This window comes from Bacillus sp. FSL M7-0791 (assembly GCF_038627085.1).
Taxonomy (GTDB): Bacteria; Bacillota; Bacilli; order Bacillales; family Bacillaceae; genus Bacillus; species Bacillus safensis.
The window spans coordinates 2,781,658-2,798,364 of record NZ_CP152022.1 but is presented as its reverse complement, the minus strand read 5'-3'; the positions used below and the strand labels follow the sequence as shown (position 1 = coordinate 2,798,364).

At 41.3% G+C, this 16,707-nt stretch carries 18 protein-coding genes; 7 read left to right on the top strand and 11 right to left on the bottom strand.

Features of this window, described 5'->3' with window-relative positions; all coding sequences use genetic code 11:
- Positions 1-81: 81 nt before the first annotated feature.
- The 3 genes from MHI08_RS14475 to malK form a co-directional block, all read right to left on the bottom strand.
- Complete coding sequence (locus MHI08_RS14475; RefSeq protein ID WP_024425935.1) at positions 82-1,164, bottom strand: BMP family protein; 1,083 nt, start codon at positions 1,162-1,164, stop codon at positions 82-84.
- A gap of 394 nt (positions 1,165-1,558) precedes the next feature.
- Positions 1,559-2,266: a response regulator gene (locus MHI08_RS14470; protein WP_024423307.1), complete on the bottom strand. Its 708-nt coding sequence runs from the start codon at positions 2,264-2,266 to the stop codon at positions 1,559-1,561.
- On the bottom strand, positions 2,259-3,857 hold the full coding sequence (gene malK, locus MHI08_RS14465; RefSeq protein ID WP_024423306.1) for a malate sensor histidine kinase MalK: 1,599 nt from the start codon (positions 3,855-3,857) through the stop codon (positions 2,259-2,261). Before malK ends, MHI08_RS14470 begins: the two co-directional genes overlap by 8 nt.
- Before the next feature lie 185 nt (positions 3,858-4,042).
- Between malK and MHI08_RS14460 the strand changes: the two genes are divergently transcribed.
- Positions 4,043-4,600, top strand: a complete 558-nt coding sequence (locus tag MHI08_RS14460) for a YufK family protein (protein WP_024423305.1) — start codon at positions 4,043-4,045, stop codon at positions 4,598-4,600.
- A 246-nt stretch (positions 4,601-4,846) separates the two neighbouring features.
- Here MHI08_RS14460 and MHI08_RS14455 read toward each other — a convergent pair whose 3' ends face one another.
- The 3 genes from MHI08_RS14455 to MHI08_RS14445 all read right to left on the bottom strand — a co-directional run bounded on the left by MHI08_RS14455 (position 4,847) and on the right by MHI08_RS14445 (position 8,463).
- The gene (locus tag MHI08_RS14455) at positions 4,847-5,257 is read right to left on the bottom strand and encodes a thiol-disulfide oxidoreductase DCC family protein (protein WP_095409453.1); all 411 of its coding nucleotides are present in this window, start codon (positions 5,255-5,257) and stop codon (positions 4,847-4,849) included.
- Between the two features lie 18 nt (positions 5,258-5,275).
- The gene (locus MHI08_RS14450; RefSeq protein ID WP_342499712.1) at positions 5,276-7,177 is read right to left on the bottom strand and encodes a transglycosylase domain-containing protein; all 1,902 of its coding nucleotides are present in this window, start codon (positions 7,175-7,177) and stop codon (positions 5,276-5,278) included.
- Between the two features lie 107 nt (positions 7,178-7,284).
- Positions 7,285-8,463, bottom strand: a complete 1,179-nt coding sequence (locus MHI08_RS14445) for an MFS transporter (RefSeq protein WP_220396324.1) — start codon at positions 8,461-8,463, stop codon at positions 7,285-7,287.
- A 218-nt stretch (positions 8,464-8,681) separates the two neighbouring features.
- Between MHI08_RS14445 and kapD the strand changes: the two genes are divergently transcribed.
- Entirely contained in the window at positions 8,682-9,299 is a 618-nt protein-coding gene (gene kapD / locus MHI08_RS14440) for a 3'-5' exonuclease KapD (protein ID WP_025094192.1), read from the top strand.
- Here kapD and MHI08_RS14435 read toward each other — a convergent pair.
- Positions 9,296-9,688 (bottom strand): kinase-associated lipoprotein B, encoded by a 393-nt coding sequence (locus MHI08_RS14435; protein ID WP_025094193.1) that lies wholly within the window; start codon positions 9,686-9,688, stop codon positions 9,296-9,298. The two genes, kapD and MHI08_RS14435, sit on opposite strands and share 4 nt — an antisense overlap.
- Positions 9,689-9,779: 91 nt before the next feature.
- Between MHI08_RS14435 and MHI08_RS14430 the strand changes: the two genes are divergently transcribed.
- Entirely contained in the window at positions 9,780-9,956 is a 177-nt protein-coding gene (locus tag MHI08_RS14430; RefSeq protein ID WP_162860193.1) for a hypothetical protein, read from the top strand.
- Here the strand turns inward: MHI08_RS14430 and MHI08_RS14425 are convergent, their stop codons facing one another.
- Positions 9,957-11,249: a HAMP domain-containing sensor histidine kinase gene (locus tag MHI08_RS14425; RefSeq protein WP_172881241.1), complete on the bottom strand. Its 1,293-nt coding sequence runs from the start codon at positions 11,247-11,249 to the stop codon at positions 9,957-9,959.
- 133 nt (positions 11,250-11,382) lie between these two features.
- Positions 11,383-12,558, bottom strand: a complete 1,176-nt coding sequence (locus MHI08_RS14420; protein WP_133744637.1) for a MalY/PatB family protein — start codon at positions 12,556-12,558, stop codon at positions 11,383-11,385.
- Positions 12,559-12,641: 83 nt separating this feature from the next.
- Here MHI08_RS14420 and MHI08_RS14415 point away from each other — a divergent pair, with 83 nt between their 5' ends.
- Positions 12,642-12,902, top strand: coding sequence for a YugE family protein (locus MHI08_RS14415; protein ID WP_024423298.1), 261 nt, complete (start codon positions 12,642-12,644; stop codon positions 12,900-12,902).
- On the opposite strand, the gene MHI08_RS14410 is transcribed toward MHI08_RS14415, so the two are convergent.
- Positions 12,899-13,723, bottom strand: a complete 825-nt coding sequence (locus MHI08_RS14410; RefSeq protein ID WP_024425926.1) for an alpha/beta hydrolase — start codon at positions 13,721-13,723, stop codon at positions 12,899-12,901. The genes MHI08_RS14415 and MHI08_RS14410 overlap by 4 nt on opposite strands.
- Before the next feature lie 175 nt (positions 13,724-13,898).
- Here MHI08_RS14410 and MHI08_RS14405 point away from each other — a divergent pair, with 175 nt between their 5' ends.
- The 3 genes from MHI08_RS14405 (at position 13,899) to yugI (ending at position 16,184) form a co-directional block, all read left to right on the top strand.
- Positions 13,899-14,399: an Lrp/AsnC family transcriptional regulator gene (locus MHI08_RS14405; RefSeq protein WP_003213765.1), complete on the top strand. Its 501-nt coding sequence runs from the start codon at positions 13,899-13,901 to the stop codon at positions 14,397-14,399.
- Positions 14,400-15,593 carry an aminotransferase gene (locus MHI08_RS14400; RefSeq protein WP_024423296.1) on the top strand — a complete coding sequence of 398 codons (1,194 nt, stop codon included), beginning with the start codon at positions 14,400-14,402 and terminating at the stop codon, positions 15,591-15,593.
- 198 nt (positions 15,594-15,791) lie between these two features.
- Positions 15,792-16,184 (top strand): S1 domain-containing post-transcriptional regulator GSP13, encoded by a 393-nt coding sequence (gene yugI, locus MHI08_RS14395; RefSeq protein ID WP_008345795.1) that lies wholly within the window; start codon positions 15,792-15,794, stop codon positions 16,182-16,184.
- A gap of 201 nt (positions 16,185-16,385) precedes the next feature.
- Here yugI and MHI08_RS14390 read toward each other — a convergent pair whose 3' ends face one another.
- Positions 16,386-16,622, bottom strand: a complete 237-nt coding sequence (locus MHI08_RS14390; protein ID WP_003212952.1) for a DUF378 domain-containing protein — start codon at positions 16,620-16,622, stop codon at positions 16,386-16,388.
- Between the last annotated feature and the right edge of the window lie 85 nt (positions 16,623-16,707).

Here is a 16,707-nt window from a genome sequence, read left to right as displayed (position 1 = left end):
CTTTTCTTTTACCACCTTTTACGAATAAAGAGGAGGTAAAGGAGAGGCAGGGGATAAGGCGCGCTTATCCCGCTGCTCAAATTAAGCTTTAAAATCTTTTAGTTCATCACGTGTTGCAGGGATTTTCACTTCACCCTTGATGATTTTTTGTTTCCATTCTTCAACTTTCTTTAATACATCTTTATCAAGGTTTTCCTTAGATGGAGAGATGTCAAGAGCGCCTTCTTTCAGACCGTATGTGATCACTTCGCCGCCAGGGAACTTACCTTCTTTTGCTTTCGTTGTTAAGTCTTGTACCGCTGTGTCTACTTTCTTAACCATAGAAGTAAGGGTGACACTTTGTTTTGTTCCAGGTACTTTTCCTTCGTCATACTGGTCTTTATCTACACCGATAACCCAAACTTTACGGTTAGGATCCGCTTTTTTCAGGTTTTTCGCTTCTGTGAACACACCAGTTCCAGTGCCGCCAGCAGCATGATAGATGATGTCGACGCCAGATTTGTACATGCTTTCAGCTGTTGCTTTCCCGATGTCAGCCTTATCGAATGCACCGGCATATTTCACTTCAACTTTTGCTTTCGGGTTAGCTGCTTCAACACCTGCGCGGAAGCCAACTTCGAATTTTCTGACTAATTCAGAATCAACGCCGCCGACGAATCCAATTTTGTTTGATTTTGTAGAAAGAGCAGCCGCAACACCCACAAGGAATGATCCTTCGTTTTCGTTAAATACAATGCTGGCTACGTTGTCTTTTTTCACGACTGCATCAACGATCGCAAAGTGGTTTTTCTTACGTTGATCCGCAATTTCAGAAATTGCATCTTCCATTAAGAAACCAATTCCGTAAATCAGGTCGAATTTCTCACGAGCAAGTGTGTTTAAGTTTGTTGTATAGTCAGCATCTGATTTAGATTGTAAGTAATCAAAGCCGTTTTTACCTTTTTTTAGATTGTTGTCTTTCCCAAATGCTTGTAAACCTTCCCAAGCTGATTGGTTAAACGATTTGTCATCGACACCACCGACATCAGTTACCATTGCAACAGTGAATTGATCTTTATCTTTTTTGCTTTCACCGCTGTTTGAGCCAGAGTTGCCGCATGCTCCAAGGATGGTTCCTGCTGCTACGACTAAGGACAATGCTAGTCCAATTTTGCGCTTCTTCAAAACATAACCCCCTATAAAATTTAAAAGTTTCAGAAAAGTCTCGCGAAAAAAGACCGATCTATCTCTTCTCACCCTTCTGAAGAGGGTATTTTATCCTGCTTTCTCATGATACTTATGGAGGGCAGGAGAGAAGATGTAAGACATCAGACTTATATCTCGTTGAACTAATCAATCATAATTTATCATTTCCGATCGAATAAATAAATAGAAATTTGTTTTATTTTTAAAAAAATGTTAAATGGCTTTATTTGATGTCTTTTTATCTGCTGAAATATGATATAATGCCGCTTTTGTGATGTGCTCCGCTACAGCAGAACCACTGATATCAAGGGGTTTGTTACATCGTATGCCATAAAAAAACATCTGGCCTTTGTGAAAGGTCAGATGTAGTATTTTAAAGATATTGCTGAATCAAATTCATATTGCTCGTGTTCAGTTTATATTGGAAAACAGGACGTCCTATTGTCCCATATGCCATTTCAACATCCACCACTTCGATATCCTCAAGGAATTTCAAGTATTTTCTAATGGAGACTTGAGAGATTTCTGTATGATTGGCTAGGTCTTCGGTTGTGAAAGCCTGCTGGCCAAATGATTGAATGCTTGTCCAGATGAGTTTAAGTGTGCTTTTGGTCAGTCCTTTTGGCAGGAGGACTTTTTCCGCCTCTGCTTTTTTATGAAAAAGCTTCGCATCTAAATCATTTTGCGAAATGCTGTTCATGGATTGATACAGGGCGTGTTTCCGTTTATACTCTGCCAGTGCTGATTGGAATCGTTCGAACTCAAACGGCTTAATTAAATAATCAACTGCCCCGTTTCGCATCGTTTGCTGTACAACATCGACTTCATTTGCAGCCGAAATGACAATGACATCAACGGCATGATTTTGCTGGCGAATTTCTGTTAGTAATGCCAGTCCATTTTGTCCAGGCATATAAATATCGAGCAGTACGAGGTGAATGACTTCTGTTTTTAACACTTCAAGTGCCTGCTGAAACGAGGTGGCAATCCCCTTTAACTCAAAGCCGTCGATTTGGGTCAGGTAGCGTTTGTTCAGCTCCCCAACCATTGGATCATCTTCTACTATTAACACATTAATCATGTGAATCCTCCTTTTGTTTATACGGAATGCGGAGACTAAAGGTCGTTCCTTCTCCTTTTTCACTCGTGACAATCATATGTCCGTTCAATTTCTTGATGCTTTGGTCAACGAAGTAGAGTCCGAACCCTCGGTCTTCTCCTTTAGTTGAAAAGCCTTGATCAAACATGATGTCTTGTTCTTCTTTCGTGAGACCAACACCTGTGTCCGTGATTTCAATGTGAAGCTGCTCATGGACGTATCTGAAGGAGATCGAGATGTTTTTCGTGTCAGTATGTGAAACAGCATCGAGTGCGTTATTTAACAAGTTGCCAATCACGGTAATGAGATCATGCGTCACTGCCGGGTCCTCCGTATTTGGCACTTGTGTGCTGCAAATAACCTCTAAGGCAGCGCCTTGTTCCCTGATATAGCTTTGTTTTCCTAGTAAAAATCCTGCTAAAACAGAGTTTTTCACATGGTTAATGATTTCATTTGTTTCCGTTTGCTGATAAATTGCAATATCTTTGATGTAGGTGCCAAGATCATCGTAGTTTTTGAGCTGGACCAAACCTAAAATGACATGAAGCTTGTTCATAAATTCATGGGACTGGGCACGGAGCGCATTCGCATACATTTTGACCCCGCTAAGCTGCTCAGCCAGATGTTTCACTTCTGTTTTGTCACGGAAGGTGGCGATGGCTCCGACAATTTCACCTTTTACCGTAATTGGCACTTCATTAAAGACGAGCTCCAGTCCATTCATTCTCACGTCACGATCAAGCAGCGGCTTGCGTGTTTCAATGACCTGTTTTAAGCCGCTTGAAGGGAGGAGAGTTTGAACATCTTGTTCTCTAGGATCAACCATAATGCCCATATTATGAAAGAGCCGTTTGGCCTCTGCATTGGCCAGCTTGATTTTACCGTGCTGATCGACGGCCAGAATCCCTTCTTTTGTTGATTCTAGCATGGCACTTCTTTCTTTTAATAATGTGGCGATCTCATCCGGCTCCAGTCCAAACATAATCTTCTTCACTTTTCTTGCCACAATGAGTGCCCCGATGATGCCAGATAGAAGGCTGAGTGATGTGACGAAGTAGAGCGGAAGTAAGCTTTGATGAATAATCAAGTCAATTTCCTTTAACGTAATCCCTACAGCCACAGCCCCGAGCTGCTTACCATTTTGATCATAAACAGGAACAAAAGCACGCATGGATCTGCCGAGTGTTCCAGAAGCCGTACTAATATGTTCTTTTCCCTGTAATGCTGCTTTTTCATCACCGCCGGCAAACCGCTTTCCAATTTTCTGCGGATTCGGGTGTGTTTTGCGGATACCGTTCATATCCATGACGACAACGAATTCGGTTTTGGTGATTTGCTGAACACTTGTTGTATATTTTCGTAATGCGGAATATGAATGATCTTCTAATGATTGTGCTGTAATCGGTGCCTCTGCGACCATTTTGGCAGTAGAGAGAGCAATGTCACGTTCCTGCTGATGGATGTTCTTGGCTGTTTCCGACCATATTGTAAAGAATGTGATACAAAGGGAGATCAGGACAACGATGCACACAAAGATCGTCAGCCGTGTTTGCAGTCTTAAAGTTTTTTTCACGAGTATACCCCTAACGCACGATTTTTTCGTAACAGTAATACTTTAACGGGAAAATGTAAGTTTGTGAAGGAATGTACGTGCAAAATCATAAATTTGATTTTGCTGTCGGTTTACTTTGAAAGCATCTTGTCAATCCGTTTTAAGTGAGCCATAATAAATGTGAGCTTATGAGAAAGGATCTATTTATGAAAAATACATATTTGACTGGATATTTTCCGCTGATTTCAATTTTACTATTCAGCTCTGCTTTTTCGATTTTCACAGTAGGTATCACAACTGATTTCTTGACTCAAGCAGGCATTTTAAAAGGAATGCTTGAATTTTTCTCAGAACAGGGCATTCGTCTTGCTCTCTTTGCTGCTTTTGCACTTGTTTATTTTATGATCTTATCTGCCTTAAAACTGATTGCAGATACGGTATTAGAGCTGGCGTTACTCTTTTTCGCTAAGGACCCTGAAGGGGAGAACTTAAAGAAAATTCGGATTGCATCCGTTGTTTATTTATTTGCCAGCTTGCTAGCTTTTCTGTTGACGCAGCAGCTCATTCTGCTAGTCGGACTTTTTGCATTAGCAAGTCTTGTCTATTTTATCTGGGTTGTGGTTCGCATTTATCAATCGCTTTCTATGCTGAATTTGATTGGATTTATGATGTTTATTCTGCTGTTTTGGGCGACGTTTTTGATCGGTATTTTGTACTTATTTATTAAGCTTTATAACAGTGTGATGGCAAGTCTGCCTTCATAAGCAGACAAAGAAAGCATCCTCCAATGATGGAGGATGCTTTCAGCGTTTAGACAAACCCTTGCATTCGTTGTCAGTTCTGCGCGCCGATGCTCACGAATGTTAAATTCGCTCCGCTTCGGTGCTCGTCCTTCCTAGACTGCAAAGGTTTTCAGGTCACGCTGAAAAGAAGAAAAAGAGCTAAAATAAAGATCATTTTAGCTCTTTTTCAACAATCTGAGCATCCTCCAATAATGGAGGATGCTTTTTTTATGAAAGAAACCGTTTTTGAATATCGGGTGTAGGCATCATACAAGATGTTTTTTGACCAAACCATTTGTAGCGATTTTTTGCTATCAACTGATAAAACCAATCACGGATTGGGCGAGGTATGGCAAGGAGTAAAAAGCTCCATCTGTATATCCCTTTTAAATGCCGCGCGGCTTTTAAGATGCCTGTCGACTTCGTATAAAGGGTCCCTTTTTCAATATAAATGAATGAATTGAACTCATCTAAAGGCAAACCGTTTTCCTTTAAAATACGCTGCCCTGTATCTGATTGTAAGGAAGCGAACATCATCCGTTCTTTCGGATCGCGCTTAATCACAAATTGAACAGCGCCGCTGCACACGTTGCAGACACCGTCAAATAAAATTAAATGGGGTGGATGTGTTGAATGCATCGCAATCAAACCTCCTGTTTATCTGGCGTATTGCATCGTATTTTTCCAAATACGTAAGTGCGGGCTTGATTGATAAATCGATTCCACCGTTCCTCTATCTCTTCCAACCCAGACACCCATTGTGTACTGATCTGTCAGTCCCACAAACCAAATATCTTTGTAGTCATTGGATGTCCCTGTTTTACCACCGATGTAAGGGGCGTTGAAATTCGCTTTTTTCCCTGTCCCACTCTTCACAACAGAGGTAAGCAGCTTACGCATCGTTTCATTTGTACGCTGAGAATATACTTGCTTTGGCGACTCTTTCCACTTGTAAAGGGTCTTACCGTTTAAGTCTGTCACTTTTGTGATCGAATGACTTTGTGTGTAGGCTCCTTGGTTGCCAAAGACGGTATATGCATCTGTTATTTCTAGCGGTGAGAAGCCTTTCGTAAATCCGCCAAGTGCAGAAGGAAGACGGTAATCTTCCGCTACAATATGTTCGAATGAGAACTTCTCTAAATAGCTGAAGCCTTTTTTGACACCCACTGTATCCAGCATTCGGATCGCAGGGGTATTGTAAGAATTTTTAAAGGCTGTTTCAAGTGTGACTGTTCCATACGTTTTATGATTATAGTTCTGCGGACAGTATCCGCTGCTGCAAAACTTGCCGGCACTGATGGTGCTTGAAGCCGTTGCACCGGTTTGATCAATATAAGGCGCATAGTCTAAAAGCGGCTTAATCGCAGAACCAGGCTGTCTTTGCGCTTGATAAGCGTAGTTGAAATCAAATTTCTTATAGTTTTTCCCGCCAGCAAGTGCAACAATTTGATGCGTTTCATGATTAATGACGGCTGATCCGCCTTCCACACCTTGGTAAGGCAATTGAGCATTGAGCTGATAGACGGCTCTTTGCTGTAAGGAAGGATCAAGCGCCGTATAAATTTTCACACCATCCTGGAGCAGGGCACTGACCTTTTCAGATAATTCCTTTTGAATCGCCTTTTTCGCTTCAGCTGTCTTGGCTTTCTTCAATCGTTTTGTAAAGCCCTCCTGATCAGACACAAGATCGGTAAACTCTTCATTGGCATATGTCACATAGTCAGGGTATAAGTTTTTCTTTTCACTTAAAGAAAGGCTGATTTTTTCTTTGACGGCTTTTTTGTATTGTTTTTTGGTGATGACGCCATCTTTCTTCAAAATACCAAGCAGTCGTTCTTGGCGTTTCTTTGTGTGCTTGAACTGTTTTAATGGGTCATACAGTGTTGGGTTGTTTGGAATAGCAGAGATAAATGCCATTTGTGCAAGAGTTAAAGAACTAAGCGGCTTATCAAAATAGTAATTAGCCGCAGAACCGACACCGTAAACACCATTACTGAAATAAATCGTATTTAAATAGCTTTCGAGAATTTCATCCTTCGAGAATTTCCGCTCAAGTTCATAGGAATAGAGCAGCTCCGTAAACTTTCGGCTGAACGAACGTTCATGGCTTAAATATAAGTTGCGGGACAGCTGCTGTGTGATCGTACTCGCTCCTTGGCTGATGCCATGGTTTTTGACATTTGCAGCAACGGCACGAACAACCCCCATAAAGTCAATTCCCTTATGGTCATAAAAGTTGCGGTCCTCTGAACGAAGGAACAGCTCCTTCACAGGTTCAGGAATGTTATCGTATTTCACGAACACTCGGTTCTCATCGTTTGAGACGATTTCGGAGATAAGAGAACCATCCCGGTCATACATATAACTGTTTTGGGAAAAATCTATCTTTTCCAGCTTGATTTTTTGATCAAGCACTTCGTTAACAGGCTTTACACTTGCAGCTTCTTCCTTTGATAGATAAAAAGTCAGAGCAAATAATGGGATGAGGGCAGCAAGTAATAACCAACCAATGATTGCACGAAACATGAGGTCACTCACTTTCTTCAATTTTCTAGCCATATCGTACCATTCTTTTGCGGATACGAGAAGGTTATTTTTAGAAAAGAAAGGGCGTGAAGTCTAGTGAATCAGGCTTTTCCGCAAGAAAAAAGAGTATCTGAAGATGATCAGACACTCCTTTCCTTTGTTTTCGCATGTGAGCGGACCGCCCATAAAAATAACGCGCCAAACAGAAAAATGCCGGCAGTGACATAAAAGACAGCTGGAATCCCGTAATGACTCGCCACTATGCCGCCGATTACCGGACCGACGACATTCCCAAGAAAGCGGAAGCTGACATTGTATCCGAGCACTTCTCCTTGCATAGAAGCAGGTGCTTTAATCCGGATATACGCCGTCGTACACGGAATAATTCCGCCAAGTGCCATCCCGTATAGGAAACGGAAAATGACTAACATGACGTACGAATCCGCCATCGCTTGCGGGATGAATAAAATAGAGGAGAGGATGAGAAGGGCAAGCAGCACCTTGTCATGACCAATTCGATCTCCGAGATCTCCCCATTTTCGCGTAAACAGCAAATTGCCGAGTCCAGTTGCAGAAAAAGCAAGCCCCGCATAAAAAGCGAGATTGACAGGACCATGTAAATCATGAATGTATAAAGCCAAAAGCGGCTGAATGCTAAAGTTCCCTACTTGTGTAATAAACGTTAAAAGCATCGTGACGACAAGCAAAGGCTGTTTGAAAATGTGAAAGAGTACATCCTTCCGTGAGTAAGAAACACGCTTTGCTTCTTTTGACCGGATCGGCTGTTCTTTCACTCCGAAGATAATCACAATAGCTGACACATAAATGACAGCCGCTGTCAGGAAAAACGTATAAATAAATCCGACGCTGTCTGCCATGAATCCACCCATTAATGGACCAAACAATCCTCCGGCAACATTACTCATCTGCATCGTTCCAAGGGTTTTACCGGCAGTTGCCTTTTCGGTCTGTGCAGAAATCAGTGCCATTGAAGTCGAGATAAAGCCTGTGACAAGCCCCATGAAGAGCCTTAGTGCGAATAGCTGATACACAGTGTGCACAAGCCCCATTAATAGAATACTTGTGGCGATACCAATTCCGTTAATTAATAAAATCTTTTTATAGCCATGCCGGTCGCCAATCCGCCCCCAAATCGGAGAAATCAGGAAGGCTGTTAAAAACGTGACCCCAAAGACATAGCCGCTCCATCTTTGAACAAATTCATTTGAATAGCTGCTATCAAGAGATTCTATGTAAAGTGATAAAAAAGGGACGATCATTGTAATGCTCGCAGATACAAAAAAGTTCACAAACCACATGATGTACAAGTTTTTCTTCCTGTTTGTGATAGAGACCACCTTCTTTATTTATTTCGTGTTCCTTAATAATTATAAAGGAAAATAAACGATCTTTCATCAGATGAATAGGTTGGGCATAGTGAATCTGCATTATTTTCACAAAAATGAAGTGATTTCAAGGTCCGTCTTAATATAATGGTATGAGAATGAAAAGCTGACGAAAAAGTGAGGTGAAACTGGTGGAACAGAAGACGGTGCTTGTGGTCGATTTTGAATTTACGATGCCTGATGGAAAATATCATCCGCAAAATTTTTTTCCTGAAATTATTGAAGCTGGGGTAGTGAAAGCAGCAGATGAAACGATCATAGACACATTCTCTAGCTACGTCAAACCGAAAAAGTTCCCGAAGCTGACGAAGCGCTGTAAATCTTTCCTCGGAATTACGCAGGAGGATGTAGAGAGCGGAATTTCATTTGAGGAATTTATCGAGAAGCTCGTGTCACTTGATGGGGGAGAGAATTGTGAAATTATTACGTGGGGCAACATGGACATGAAGGTATTGAAGCAAAATTGTATGCTCAATCACATTGCCTTTCCTTTTAAGGGGAAGCTGAGGGACCTGGCCTTTGAATATAAAACCTTTTTTGGTGACCGCACACTGACAGGGCTTCGAAAAGCAGCAAAGGAATACGGCAGTGAAGGAGCTGGTAAGCATCATAAAGCACTCGATGATGCCATGACGACTTATCAGCTGTTAACCCTTTTTGAAAAAGACAGAGCCTATGTGGAAAATCCGCAAACAACCAAAATTGGTGAGCTGATCGATTTCTCACATTTTTTTGATTCGGCTGATTAGCGGACGTCTTCTGGAAAATAATCTTTCTCAAGAGAAGATAGGCACGCTCTTGATTTTTCAGCCCATTTGGAATCATCCGCACGGAGTGCTTGTTTCAATTTATCTACAGCTTCTTTCAGTGACTCTTCATAATCAGGGATATCGCCATCATAAGGCTTCACCATATGATGAGGGATATTTGTCTGTTCTCTATAGGCCAAAGCCCGCCTCTCTTGGAAAAAAGGCACGTCTGCTTCTTTCGGATGATGCAGGTCGCCTTGAGTGGGATGTGTCAGAACGGCTTTTACTTGAACGAGATAGGTCGATGGTTTCACTGCTGTCACTTCCCCAACGTATACACCTGTTTTATAAAAACCTTTCACAACTTGTCCAATTTGAATGTCTGTCATGTGAAATTCCTCCATTTCCTTCTCATAGGAAGGTATTTCATTTCTTTTAGCCAATATAGTGAAGTAAACGAGCAAAAGGGGGAATGGCGAGATGTCATTCATCGTACTTTTTCTACTATATTTTCCTGAAGATAAAAGGGAGTACATCCCAGCGGCTATCACCACGGTGATTTTCTTTATTGCTGCGTTTATTTGTTTTCGTCTCATCGTTCGTGCGTCTAAGAAGCAGGAGCGGATAGATGAAAAAAGAACAAAAAAAATGGATTAATCATTTTCTTCTTGTATCTTCAGGAAATTTCACGGTGACGGTTGTTCCAGACTGCAGCGAGCTTTTGAAACGAATCGTTCCATGGTGATTTTCAATAATTGAAAAAGTAACTGTCAGCCCAAGTCCAGTCCCTTTATTTTTCAAGGTGTAATAGGGTTCGCCAAGTTTTTTCATCTGACTTTCTGTCATACCTACACCGTTATCAACGAAATAAAGGCAGATTTTATGATTTTCTTTTGAAGCAAAAAGTTCAATTTTCCCTTCATGTTCAGGAGCTGCTTCAATTGCATTTTTGATTAAATTAATCATGACTTGCTTGATCTTCGTTACGTCACCTTGAATGTATAAGTCAGGTTCAATGGATTGATGAATCGTGACCGATTTAAAATTCGCATAGGATGTCATCAGTGATGCACATTCCTCAAGTAATTTAGAGAGATTAAGAGATTCAATTTGATAATAGTTTTGTTTTGCAATGTCAAGATAGCTCGTGATAATGTCCTGCGCCCGGTCTAACTCGGACAGAACAAGATTTTTATAATCTTTATTGGCAGGTGGCTCTTTTGTATGATCACTCGAAAAGAGCAATTGAATAAAGCCTCTCACAACTGTCAGCGGATTGCGTACTTCATGGGCAACGCTTGCAGCAAGTTCACTTACAATGGTCAGTTTTTCTGACTGGACAAGCTGTGATCTCATTTCCGCATTTTCCTTAACGAATTCAATGGAATAGATACTGAGCACAAGAAAGAATATGTAGTAAAGAGTTGAGAAAAATAACTCAAGGAGCTTTTGCTGCATAATAAAAGCTGGGCTGTATGCCATTAAGCTGACCACAAGCAGTCCAATGTAAATAAAGAATCCTTTGGATAAACCGATAAGCACTCCGTAAAACAGCTTATTTGGCTTCGAATATTGATGCCATTTTCGGTAGAACAGGAATGGGATAAAAAAGTAAATTGGGACAACGATAAGTCCAATCCATAAGAAAGAGCCGTACATCACGAATTTGACAATGATGCTTATCAAGATGGCAACGATCCCCGCCATATATCCTCCGTATAAAATAGCAAGTACAAGGGGAATGGATTGAAGCCCAGTCTGCAAATCTAAAATCGAACCAACTGGATACATAATACATAGTGCTGAAGAGATGGATGCGAATACTGTGATGAGCAGTTTATTCGTTTTTGGGAAATGAGCAGGGGTCCGGCTTAACCATAGCGCATGATATAAAAAGATTGGAAATAGAATAAAAGATACATGGAGCAGAAAATCCTTGAACATTTCCATTTAAATGCTCTCCTCGTAAATAATTGTAATTCCTCTCATTATATCATTTCATGTACAAAGTAGATATGATAAAAGGAGGGTTTTTTTCTTTAAAAAGAACACCCGTTAGGATGTTCTTTCTATCGTATAGGTCTTATTCAGCTGATAGCGTGAACGCTTGGTGGAGACGTTTCAGTCCTTCTTTGACTGTTGCAGCAGGACAGCCGAGATTCATTCGAATAAAGCCGTCTCCTTCGTGTCCGTACACGTGGCCAAGCTCTAGGATCACTTTCCCTTTTTTCAGCAGATTCCGTTTCAATTCCGCTTGACTGAATTGATAATCCCGAATGTCCAGCCATAATAAATAAGAAGCATCTGGTTTCATATAACGCATATTTGGAAGATTTTCGTCGATATAGTCCATCGCCGTCTTCATATTGCCTTCGAGATAAAGAACAAGGGCATCAAGCCACTCATCCCCGTGGCGGTATGCTGCTTCCATCGCTGGAATCGCAAAGGCATTCAGTTTGGACAGTCCGTTTCTTTGCACTTCATTGTTGAAAAGAGTTCTTTTTTCTTTATCTGAAATGATAATAGCAGATGCCTGAAGCCCCGCTAGATTAAAGGTTTTACTCGGCGCAATACACGTTACCGTGATATGTGCAATGTCGTCAGAAAGGCTGGCGAAGGGCACATGCTGCTTCCCGTAAAGCATCAAATCCGAGTGAATCTCATCTGAAACGACTGTGACTCCATGCTTTACACATAGGTCTCCGACTCGCTTTAATTCCTCTTTTGACCATGCTCTTCCGGACGGATTATGCGGATGGCAAAGGAACATGAGCTTTGCTTGTGGTCTGCTCAGTTTTTTCTCTAAATCATCAAAATCCATCATATAGCGGTTGTTTTCTATTTTTAAAGGATTGGTTGAGACTGTACGGCCATTTCGCTCAATCATTTGATAAAAAGGTGTATACACTGGTGACTGTATAACTACTTCGTCGTGCGGTGCTGTAAAGGCTTGAACAGCAAAACTAAGTGCCGTTACGATTCCTGGTGTGAAGGTGACGGCATCTGTCTGGATTGTCCATCCATGTCTTCTTTTGAGCCAGCCAGCGACTGCCTGCTGCGTATCCTGATCCTGAAATGCATAGCCAAATACACCGTGATCTAATCGCTCTTTCAATGCATCAAGGACGACCTGCGGTGCTTTAAAATCCATATCGGCTACCCACATCGGAAGGGCATCTGTTGTCAGGAACAAAGACTCTGCCTGATCCCATTTCACTGATTTTGAACCTTTACGTATGATCTGTTCGTCGAAATTCATGAAACCCACCTCTAGCTGTTTTTCAACCATTCTTGGTTGTGCTAAAATAAACATCACAAAATTTATTATAAGCGGTGATACCGATGAAAGATAGTCAAGCTGTAGAAGAGATGATTCAATTCATTAAGGCATGGGACCCTTTTCATTATGGAGAGGATTTTTATGAAACGGAGCCTGCTGACGTCATCAGTGCATTATATGACGCAGAAGACCCGTTATCTTTAGCAAAAGAGATTCAAGCCATCTACCATCACTCATTTGAACAGCTTCTTCCGATAGAGAGCTGTCAGCATATAGCGAATCAGCTTTTTGTCATACGAGACAGCAGCTCTTGTTCACGCTAAGACAGGCTGAAATGTCCGATTTGATCAGACACAAAGACCGGATTTTCCTCAGGGATGAGGTGCCCGGTTTTTTTTAATGCATGTAAGGTCGAATTCGGCAGATCTTTGTGCAGTCTTTCGCCTATTTGAATGGGAACGATTCGATCTTCCTCGCCCCAAATGAGCAGCACGGGTGTTTCCATTTTCTTCAAAACGTCCGAGGTTAAATCTCCTTCCCGGTGCCGAATCAAACGAAATATCCCCCGAAAGATTTGATCATCTGAAAAAGGCTTTAAATATCCGTCGACCATCTCTTGATCAATGATGGAATGATCATGTACAACAGCCGTTAAATTTTTCATAATGCCCTGCTTTAAAAGTTTTCTTTTTAGATACAGATAAAAATAAGGAATATAAGTGCTGTAAACAAGTGATCTTTTTGACTTATTCAAATAGCCTGAACTGCACAATAAAACCGCCTTTTCAAATAGGTCCGGCCGTTCAGTAGCAGCGTATAAGGCGATTTGTCCGCCCATTGAATGGCCCACTAGAATTGCATGCTGAATCTGTAAATAACCAGCTAGCTCTATAATAATTTTTCCCATGTTGCGATAGCTGTAAATAAACGTATTCGACTTCTCGGACTGTCCAAATGGCGGCAGATCAATCGCTATTAAGTTGAAGTCCTGTTTCAGAAGCGGGATGAGCTTTCGATAGCTGAAGGTAGAAGAGAAGAGACCGTGAATTAAGATCAATGTCTTCTTGCCTTCATTTGGATAGTGCTCGTAATAGATATCTAAACCGAATGTACTTTTCATATAAGCTGGCTGAACAATGTCCACATTCTTCACTCCGATACTTGATACTCTCTCTGTTAGGTGACTGTATTGTACCCTAAAAAGTGGATTTTAAGCTATCATTAGAATCTTTTCCCTGCTTAGCATAATGGGAAAAACGTGCTATAATGTTCAGAAGATTTTTTAAAACTAGCTTTTATAATCTGAGGTGTGAAATCAAATGAAACTAACAGAAAAAGAAACTGAAATATTAGAGATTTTAGATGAAAACAGCCGCGCCGATTTAAATACAATTGCAAAAATGGCAGGCGTGACAACAGAAGAAGCCGAAGCCATCATTCAAAAACTTGAAGATCAAAAAGTTATTATTGATTATTCAACCATGATTGACTGGCGAAAAGTGGATGGTCATGAAGGCGTTACAGCAATGATTGATGTAAAAGTGACACCAAAAAGAGGCGTCGGATTTGATGAAATTGCTGAACGGATTTATCGGTTTCAGGAAGTGGAGTCTGTCTATCTCATGTCAGGTGTTTACGATCTTTCCGTTGTGATCCGCGGAAGATCAATGTCTGATATTGCCCGCTTCGTATCTGAAAAATTATCGACACTTGATTCCGTTGTTTCAACAACTACCCACTTTATTTTGAAAAGATATAAACATGATGGGAAAGTGTTTGAAACAGGAGACGATGACAAAAGAATCGTGGTGTCTCCTTAAATGAAAAAGTCTTATTTATCTGAAACGGTACAAAGCATTCAGCCGTCAGGTATTCGGAAATTTTTTGATTTGGCAGCCACAATGGAAGGGGTTATCTCCCTTGGTGTCGGTGAGCCGGATTTCGTGACAGCTTGGAATGTCAGAGAAGCAAGTATTATGTCATTAGAACAGGGACTGACCTCTTATACGGCGAATGCCGGTTTAATTTCTTTGCGAAAAGAACTGAGCCACTATTTATATAAGCGGTTTCACATTGATTACAGTCCAGAAGAAGAACTCATTATCACGGTTGGCGGAAGCCAGGCACTTGATTTGGCCTTTCGTGCGATTTTAAACAGCGGAGATGAAGTAATCATTCCAGAGCCTTGTTTCGTAGCGTACGGGGCACTTACGACACTAGCAGGCGGAGTGCCTGTCTATTTAAGTACAACCGCTGAAAAAGATTTCAAAGCAGATTCTGCTGATCTTCGCACAAAGCTGACGCCGAAGACAAAAGCCATTTTGCTTTGCTCGCCATCAAATCCGACTGGGTCTGTTTATTCAAAGGAAGAGCTTGAAGATATTGCTCAATTTGCGAAAGAGCATGACCTGCTCATTATTACGGATGAGATTTATGCAGAGCTGACGTACGATGAAGCTTTTACAAGCGTCGCAGCTATTCAAGATATGAAGGAAAGAACGATCTTGATTTCAGGCTTTTCTAAAGGGTTTGCCATGACGGGCTGGCGTTTAGGATATGTGGCAGCACCACCTGTACTGCGGGATGCCATGCTGAAAATACATCAATATTCTATGATGTGCGCACCGGCGATGGCACAATATGCGGCAGAAGAAGCATTAAAAAATGGGCTTGAAGATGTAGAGAAAATGAAGAAAAGCTACAGAAGGCGCCGTAATTTGTTTGTCGGCTCCTTAAATGAACTAGGACTGACATGCCATCAGCCAAACGGAGCGTTTTACGCGTTCCCATCGATTAAAAGCACAGGCATGACTTCAGAACAATTTGCTGAGGAGCTGCTCCTAAGTGAAAAAGTCGCTGTTGTGCCTGGGAATGTATTCGGACCGAGCGGTGAGGGTCATATCCGCTGTTCATATGCTTCGTCACTTGATCATCTTCAGGAATCACTTTCAAGAATTCAGCGCTTTTTGCAGGCTCGACAAGTGAAGGAAGAAGCATCAGCCATCTTAAAATAAAAAAAGGCATCAATCCAAACGGACTCATGCCTCACAAATTAGGGGGGAATACTAGAAAGCATTCTTGCTTTCAGGTATTCCCCCTTTTGTTCTCATCTAAACCCATTTAAAAAATATTTTGCGTAACTGCCCGTTCTGTGATATAGTTTTTAATTGCGTATAAACGAATATTAAAACATTTATTTAGGAGTTGTTATCATGGCGACAAAGTTTGAAGTAGGCAGTGTTTACACTGGTAAAGTAACAGGATTACAAGCGTATGGTGCGTTTGTTGCATTAGATGAAGAAACTCAAGGACTTGTGCATATTTCTGAAGTAACACATGGCTTTGTAAAAGACATCAACGAGCACCTTTCAATTGGTGACGAAGTACAAGTAAAAGTTCTTTCTGTTGATGAAAATGCAGGTAAAATCAGCCTTTCTATCCGTGCGACACAAGAAGCACCTGAAAGAAAAGAAAGCAAACCAAAGAAACAAAGACCACAGCAAGTGAAAGAAGAAGCTGCTGCACCACAAGGTTTCAATACGCTTAAAGATAAACTTGAAGAGTGGATTGAGCAATCAAACCGTAAAGACCTTATCAAGAAATAATAAAAAAGCACCGCTTCAAACGGTGCCTTTGTCTTCTTTTTCAGCGTGATAGAAAACCTTTGAAGTCTAGGAATGGCTGCTACTTTTGCGGAGCGAATTTAGAATTCGTGAGCACCAGCGCGCAGACCTGACAAAGAATGCGAGGGTTTGTCTACACGCTGAGGCTGCCTCATGTAGGCAGCCTTTTTTATGTCCTTTTATTTAACGAACTTCTGGGTTCGGCTCGTCACGGCGAACAGCTTCTTCGCTTGGTTTGAACAACAGACCAAGGTTGACAAGACCTGCAATTCCAACAAGACCATAAATAATACGTGATAATGCAGAACCTTGTCCGCCAAAGATCGCTGCTACTAAGTCAAATTGAAAAAAGCCGATTAGTCCCCAGTTAATAGCACCGATAATCGTGAGCACGAGGGCAATACGCTGAATAGCACTCATCGTGATTCCTCCTTTCGCTACAGCATCAATACATTTATATTTTGCAGATTTTTAGCCAAACTATGCGTAAGAAAATGGATGAAAG